The 6,609-nt window shown below is 51.2% G+C and carries 9 protein-coding genes; 6 read left to right on the forward strand and 3 right to left on the reverse strand.

The genetic code is table 11. The features are described from left to right. Both PHV74_14240 and PHV74_14245 read left to right on the forward strand, forming a co-directional pair. Positions 1-155 (forward strand): IS5/IS1182 family transposase (locus tag PHV74_14240; GenBank protein MDD5095516.1); only part of this gene is annotated, 155 nt, incomplete at its 5' end. 286 nt (positions 156-441) lie between these two features. Beyond that, on the forward strand, positions 442-822 hold the full coding sequence (locus tag PHV74_14245) for a hypothetical protein (GenBank protein ID MDD5095517.1): 381 nt from the start codon (positions 442-444) through the stop codon (positions 820-822). Between the two features lie 340 nt (positions 823-1,162). Here the strand turns inward: PHV74_14245 and PHV74_14250 are convergent, their stop codons facing one another. Beyond that, on the reverse strand, positions 1,163-1,417 hold the full coding sequence (locus PHV74_14250) for a CopG family transcriptional regulator (GenBank protein MDD5095518.1): 255 nt from the start codon (positions 1,415-1,417) through the stop codon (positions 1,163-1,165). Next, on the reverse strand, positions 1,404-1,670 hold the full coding sequence (locus PHV74_14255) for a BrnT family toxin (GenBank protein MDD5095519.1): 267 nt from the start codon (positions 1,668-1,670) through the stop codon (positions 1,404-1,406). The genes PHV74_14250 and PHV74_14255 overlap by 14 nt, the downstream gene beginning before the upstream one ends. A gap of 338 nt (positions 1,671-2,008) precedes the next feature. Between PHV74_14255 and PHV74_14260 the strand changes: the two genes are divergently transcribed. Further along, entirely contained in the window at positions 2,009-3,064 is a 1,056-nt protein-coding gene (locus PHV74_14260) for a Fic family protein (protein MDD5095520.1), read from the forward strand. Between the two features lie 45 nt (positions 3,065-3,109). On the opposite strand, the gene PHV74_14265 is transcribed toward PHV74_14260, so the two are convergent. After that, complete coding sequence (locus PHV74_14265; protein ID MDD5095521.1) at positions 3,110-3,850, reverse strand: hypothetical protein; 741 nt, start codon at positions 3,848-3,850, stop codon at positions 3,110-3,112. Positions 3,851-4,120: 270 nt separating this feature from the next. Between PHV74_14265 and PHV74_14270 the strand changes: the two genes are divergently transcribed. The 3 genes from PHV74_14270 (at position 4,121) to PHV74_14280 (ending at position 5,879) form a co-directional block, all read left to right on the forward strand. Continuing rightward, positions 4,121-5,152, forward strand: coding sequence for a patatin-like phospholipase family protein (locus PHV74_14270; protein ID MDD5095522.1), 1,032 nt, complete (start codon positions 4,121-4,123; stop codon positions 5,150-5,152). A gap of 80 nt (positions 5,153-5,232) precedes the next feature. Then, positions 5,233-5,478: an Arc family DNA-binding protein gene (locus tag PHV74_14275; protein MDD5095523.1), complete on the forward strand. Its 246-nt coding sequence runs from the start codon at positions 5,233-5,235 to the stop codon at positions 5,476-5,478. Beyond that, a complete protein-coding gene (locus PHV74_14280) occupies positions 5,475-5,879 on the forward strand; it encodes a type II toxin-antitoxin system VapC family toxin (protein MDD5095524.1) in 405 nt (134 codons plus the stop codon). Before PHV74_14275 ends, PHV74_14280 begins: the two co-directional genes overlap by 4 nt. Positions 5,880-6,609 lie beyond the last annotated feature (730 nt).

A 6,609-nucleotide genomic window follows, 5' to 3' on the forward strand; every position in this document is an offset into this window, starting at 1 on the left:
AAGGAGAACATGCCTTCCTGGTGGTCAAACATCTGTGGGGTTATCGGAAGGTGAGATACAATGGTCTGGCAAAAAATGCGGCTCAAGTGTTCAGCCTATTCGCTCTGGCCAACTTATACATGGTTCGGAAGGATTTGCTGATGATTAGGGCGTAGTCTGCCCAAAATCCTGGAAATCCCCCTGAAAAGGGGTTATTCAGAGAGCGGAACCACGGAAAACCCACACTTCGACGTTATTTTATTGAGGGAATTCCGCTGAATTTATTTTTCGACGGACTTGATCAGAGGTTCCCTAAGTGATGCTCGCTGGCCTGCTAGTGAAGGGTGGGTCAAGATGGCGCAGAGGTTTGATCCTGGCGGTGGACCGATAGAAGTGCACTACGTTTACAACCCTGTTACAGGGACAGTTGATGATGCTAAGATTATACTGAGGTAACTAATAATGATCATCAGAGCAATAGCAGAGACCTTAGAGAATGCTCCCGACGATCTCTCTTGGGGTGTTACAAAAGAAAGCAAGGTATCCATTACCAAGGGCAAAGAGTATGTTGTACACGCACTATCAGTTTTCAAAGGGGTAACATTCTTCGAGATACTGGATGATTTAAGGGGCATTTCATGGCTTCCCTACCGCTTTTTCACCGTGGTCGATAGATCGATCCCGGATGACTGGGAGTGTAATGTTTTGCAAGGAGAGGTGAAACTTATCCTCGGCCCAAGCTTCGTAGCTGAAAGCGAAGATGCCTATTCTCGGATGGTCGAAGGAGATTCTGAACAAGGTGAAAATTTCTGGCGGAGGGCAATAGCAAAAGGATTAGGCTGATCTTGCGGGAGAACAAGGCCGTTTTCCCAACAGGTACAGGGAGAGGCTGGAATGATCCAGCCTCTCCCTTTTTAGTCGCTGCCGTCCTTCCGTCCACCTTGAATCCTCATGGCCCCACTTACACATAAAATATTTATGTTAAGGCTGCTGTGGACCGAGGCGGGGATTGCTTGGTGCTGATGATTGGTGGTCTAACCCGCCGAGCCTTTGGTGGAGCGGCACTATGCGGATAGTGCGCTGCCAGGACACAGCGCCGGAGTGGGTCAGAGCATGAAGGACGGCAGCGCGATCTGCGCAGCAGGATTTACAACAGCCAAAACTCTACAATGATGGTAAGACTTCACAGACGTTGAGCGTAGCTATCCAGCACGGAGGAAACAAACGTCTGATACTTGACGCCTTTCTCCTGGGCGAACCTTTTGTAGCGCTCCACCGTTTTCTTCTTGAGCTTCATGGTAACCGGCACAGTCTCTTCCTTGCTGAGCATCTCCACAATTTCCTGCGGGGATGGCAGGAAATCCTCGACAGGGATTGAGTCATCAATCCCTTTTGCAATGTGTGCCGGGGCATTGGTGTAGCTTTTAGTCTTGCTCATAAACCTTCCTCCCTTCTCTCCAGTATCCAGCGCCAATAATGCGGATTCTTTCGCCTCTGACAGTAAAGCGTACCGTCATCACCAGTTTTCCCACCTTTCCAAAGCAAAAATAGCGCTTTTCTTCCTGCGAGTGTTTGGGGTTAAATCTGATCTTCCGGTCAGGATCGAGAAAGGCATATACCGCCTCTTCAAATGAGACGCCGTGCTTCTCGATATTTGCCAGGTTTTTGGATTCATCCCATTCGAATTGCATGGATAACCGCCATATATATTATGCACTCGAACAATATAATTGTAAATACAGAAATATTGTTGGATCGAGGGATGAGGGACGGCAGCAACGGGCAATTGTCTCACCTTTGCCAATTTCGGAGAAGAAACGTCATTGATTATTTTGGGATGGACTGGAGATTGTCAAAGCGGTACGGAAGATGTATTATTAAAGAAACAGAGCCATGTCTTTAATAACAAACGACGTTATTAAAGAGGAGTTGAATAACGGACACTGCTCTATTCAAAAGAAGTCCTTCAGGCAATCTGGTCCGGGCCAGTGGCGGATACTGGGCTTATGTTCCAAATGCCCTACCTCCAATGTTGGAATGGGACACTGAGACTGTAATCCAGCTGTCCAGGGCTGACCTGGCAGTAGGCACGCTTTCGGGCCTCGGAGAAACATTGCCCAATCCGCACCTGCTGATCTACCCCTTTATCAGAAGAGAGGCAGTCCTGTCTTCGCGAATCGAGGGCACGCAATCGTCGCTCTCTGATCTGCTGCTGTTTGAGGCGACCCGGGTAGAAAAACAGAGAGATGTCAAGGAAGTCCAGAACCATGTACGCGCCATGGAATACGGGCTGCAGCGGCTCAATGAACTGCCGCTGAGCCTTCGGTTCATCCGTGAACTGCACGGCATCCTCATGGATGGCGTGCGTGGCGACCACGCCACTCCAGGTGAATTTCGCCGGTCTCAGAACTGGATCGGAAGCCCCGGGGCAACTCTGAATGAGGCTACCTTTGTCCCTCCTCCGCCGGAGGAGATGCTCCAATGCCTTGATCAGTTGGAGAAGTTTCTTCACAGCGAATCCAGAATGCCGCCATTAGTTGAGGCGGCGCTGGTACATTACCAGTTTGAATCGATTCATCCCTTTCTGGATGGCAACGGTCGTATCGGTCGCCTGCTGGTTACTCTGCTGCTTTGCCAAAGAAATATTCTCAGCAAACCGTTGCTTTACCTGAGCGCCTTCTTTGAACGGCATCGTAGGGAGTATTACGACCTTCTCTTGAAGGTGAGCAGTACAGGTTCCTGGCGGGAATGGATCGGGTTCTTCCTGAGAGCTGTAGCCACTCAGTCAGAGGACGCGGTATTACGGTCAAGGCATCTTCTGGAGCTTCATCGTGCCTATTCTCAAATGGCTCGAGATCGGCATCTGCCGCCAACTGCAGGGCAACTCATTGAACTGATCTTCATGAAGCCGGTTCTGAACGCTAAGACCGCTCAGGAGTTTCTCAAGGTGAGTTACCCATCAGCACAATATGCGTTGACTTCCCTGGAAAAGGCTGGCATCCTGACGGAGATCACCGGTCGTAAGCGAGACAAAGCTTATTCAGCCAATGAAATTCTGAAGGCTCTGGATGGGGACAACGAATGAGGATTGGTCAACCGATAGTAAAGTGTGAGCCGGAAAAGCACACCCCTAAGAAACTGCGGCGGCCAACATCAAGGAAGAGGTGGACAGATTCATCATCTGAGGCAAGACAAAAACAGAGAAGAGGGGCCCGCGTTTCAGGGGGAGACTGACCCTCCCCCGTCTCCACCAGAAACACGAGAGAGCTTCCGAGTCTGATATATTCGGAAGCTCTTTTACTAAAACGACCTCTGAGCCTTCTTTAGTGGTAGCGACCTGGAAGGTTGGCCAGAATGCTGGCTTGGGCTTCACCGCGACGATGGCTTTCTCCTCTTTGGCATCAACGTAAACGGCATCCAGCATGGTCAAGAGGAGCTTTCTCTTTTCTTCCAGGTTTGCCCCAGCCCAAAGTTTCGGCAGGTTCATAATCAAGTTTCCGGCTTCCTCGGCGGCATTGGCCTGAGGAACGACCAGGGATTCCAGTTCCATCTCCAGCAATCTCTTCTGCCGGTGGTATTCCTCATCCGGGAAGACCCCATCGATGTATGCCTTAGCCATTCTCCGTAGCTTCTCCTGAGTCCTTTTTCTTTCCTCTTTGATCCGGATCACCTCATCCTTCAGGCTGACGATAGAGAGGACTTCTTCCAGCCATTTGGGGCCCAGTTCGATAGCCTCGACCATCTTCCCGACCTGTTCGTCGGCCATCTCGCAATGGATGGAAGCCCCGGCTGCCGGGCAAACGGCATGGCTTCTGGAGCCGGTATGTTCCCGGTAATACTTCTGTCCGTTCTTATAAGTTTGCGCCCACATGGGCTTTCCACCATAAACTTGGGAGGCGCGAACAACTGCGCTGTCTTAGGCCATCAATAGCTGGTAACGCGCATTAACATCTTCGTTGCCGATCCGGAGATGCGATAAGTAACTCCAGATATCCTGGTTCCCTCCTGAACCCGCTTCTCTGAGCGGGCTCATCTTCTTCTGGGCGAGCCCTCACCGCAGCCGTTTCAAATCCGAATCCACCCTGCTATAATTCCTTCACATCAGGGGGCTGCCGTTATCTCACCAGTGGGAGGAGTTGAAATGGCGATACAATTTCGCAATCTGGTTTTTGAAGGCGGAGGGATGAGGGGGATTGCTTATGTGGGGGCCATGCGCGTCATGGAGCAGCGCGGCGCTCTCAAGCATATCTCCAGAGTCGGTGGAACCAGCGCCGGAGCCATCAATGCGCTGGTATACGCCCTCGGCTACGATATCGCCGAGCAGGGGCAGATCATGGCCGCGACGGATTTCAGGAAGTTCCGCGATCATTCCTGGGTGGGGGGAGACATCCGGCGTCTGGTGAAGAACTTCGGCTGGTACAAGGGCGACTCCTTTGCCGACTGGATCGGCGGCCTGATCGAAAAGAAGCTGGGCAAGCAGGAAGCTACCTTTCAGGACCTCAAAAATGCCGGTCGTCCCGATCTTTATATTGTCGGAACGAACCTCACCACCGGGTTTGCCGAGGTCTTTTCCAACGAACGTCACAAGGATATGCCGCTGGCTGTTGCGGTGAGAATCAGCATGTCCATCCCCATATTCTTTGCCTCGATGCGCCAAGGCTTGCGCAAGGATGTGTATGTCGATGGCGGCGTGGTGATGAACTACCCGGTGAAACTCTTCGACCGGGAAAAGTATATCGATGTGAAGAATGAAGCCTATGCCGGATTGCCAACCGAATACTACAACCAGCAGAACGTGAGCTTCGCGCGGGAGAAGCCGGGGCGAAGCCCTTACATCTATAACCGGCAGACGCTGGGATTGCGCCTGGACACCCGCGAAGAGATCGGCCTTTACAGATACGATGAGCCGCCCAAAGACAAGCCCATCCAGGGATTCCGCGATTATGCAGCTGCCCTGATCGGCACCCTGATGCGTGTTCAGGAGAACCAGCACCTTCATTCGGATGACTGGCAGCGGACGCTTTATATCGATACCCTGGACGTAGGCACAACCGATTTTGGTCTGACAGAGGAAAGGAAAGCAGCGTTGATTCAGTCCGGCTCCGATTGCGCCGAGAAGTATTTCACCTGGCTTGAGGACCCGGCCCAGTCACCCAAAAATCGTGTTGGCTGAAGATGAGGGCTACCAGTTGACAACCCTACCCTCTTAGATGCATAATGGAACCAGAATGGAACCAGGGAGGGGTGTAAAGAATGCCTACTATCACTGTTAAGAACATCCCCAGTGATCTATACGAACGCTTAAAACAGAGCGCAGCAGAGAATCGGCGCAGCATTAACAGCGAGGTCATTGTCTGCATTGAGCGGGAAGTACAAGTCCGAAAGCACGAGAACATCGATGATCTTCTGGCCAAAGCTCGTAAGGTTCGGGGGAAAACCAGTGGACAAGTGCTTACGGATGAAAAGTTCACTGAATTAAAGGCGCTGGGCAGACAATGATCGTCGTAGATACTAATGTGATTGGCTACCTGTTCTTGTCCAGTGAGCGATCTGACCAGGCGGAACAGGTTCTGGTGAAAGACCCTCATTGGGCTGCCTCTTTGCTTTGGAAAAGTGAACTCCGTAACGTTCTGGCAACCTATGTGAATCGAGCTTTGCTCAGCCTTGAAGATGCTGTTCACATCATATCGGAAGCGGAGGGTTTGCTGAAGGATTCCGAATATGAAATTGCCTCAGATCAAGTCCTTAGATTAGCGCAGCAGAGCAGGTGCTCGGCATATGACTGTGAATTAGTTGCTCTGGCCATGGCCTTGAATGTTCCCCTGATTACTGTGGACAAGAAGGTCCTGGCTCAATTTTCGGCAGTATCGATTGATCTGAATGAGTTCGCATCAAGTTAACATAATCAATGGGACACAACACGTCCAATCTACCCGAGTGAAAAGAGTGTCATTGCTTGAGTCCGGCTATCACGATGCAATGGAACGACTCCGCGAAGCATGGCTATAATCGTGCCAATTTGGGCAGCTTCCGTCAAGTCAGGACTCTCCAGCGGTGCATTCATTGACATAGTAGAAGCTGTCGAGATAGTCTGACTTAACCCCCTTGCCCCAAACTCGTTGGGGAAATTTTCCCTCACCCCCTCAGTCCCCCTCTTCCAGCGTGGGAGAGGGGGACTGAGGGGACACCCCCTTCGGCAAGCTCACGGCAGGCTCTAAAACCCCGGCAGAGAGGTGTCTCTGCACTCTCTATAATACTGATAACCGAATTAGGGACACCCTCGGACCCCCGCAGGGACAAATCCTTCATCTCTTTTCAGCATCCTGTTAGCGATGACGCACCCAGACCATAAAGAAGGCACTCATTCGATCCAATTAGGGTCATACCCCATCGAAATAGCTTCACAAGGTGATTCCCCATCAGGATGACGCAACGTTTTTGGGCCGTTTCTCAATTAGCGCAGTCCCTATGAAAGTGAGTACAGGCTCACCTCTTTGATTGAGTGAGGCTGTTTAGTTTTGATTTCAGCCTCGACTTTGACTGATTTTGTAATGCCTTCACCCCCACGTATCTGGTAGAATCAACTCAGATTCAGATTGAGGGGGAGAATCCTCCATGAGAACAGCCAAT

It is taken from the genome of Dehalococcoidia bacterium (assembly GCA_028711995.1).
In the GTDB taxonomy this organism is placed as follows: Bacteria; Chloroflexota; Dehalococcoidia; order SZUA-161; family SpSt-899; genus JAQTRE01.

Excerpts from the sequence above, each read along its gene's own strand:
- PHV74_14270 (MDD5095522.1), top strand. The coding sequence starts at position 4,121 with ATGGCGATACAATTTCGCAATCTGGTTTTTGAAGGCGGAGGGATGAGG.
- PHV74_14260 (MDD5095520.1), top strand. The coding sequence starts at position 2,009 with ATGTTGGAATGGGACACTGAGACTGTAATCCAGCTGTCCAGGGCTGAC.
- PHV74_14275 (MDD5095523.1), top strand. The coding sequence starts at position 5,233 with ATGCCTACTATCACTGTTAAGAACATCCCCAGTGATCTATACGAACGC.
- PHV74_14245 (MDD5095517.1), top strand. The coding sequence starts at position 442 with ATGATCATCAGAGCAATAGCAGAGACCTTAGAGAATGCTCCCGACGAT.
- PHV74_14280 (MDD5095524.1), top strand. The coding sequence starts at position 5,475 with ATGATCGTCGTAGATACTAATGTGATTGGCTACCTGTTCTTGTCCAGT.
- PHV74_14250 (MDD5095518.1), bottom strand. The coding sequence starts at position 1,417 with ATGAGCAAGACTAAAAGCTACACCAATGCCCCGGCACACATTGCAAAA.
- PHV74_14265 (MDD5095521.1), bottom strand. The coding sequence starts at position 3,850 with ATGTGGGCGCAAACTTATAAGAACGGACAGAAGTATTACCGGGAACAT.
- PHV74_14255 (MDD5095519.1), bottom strand. The coding sequence starts at position 1,670 with ATGCAATTCGAATGGGATGAATCCAAAAACCTGGCAAATATCGAGAAG.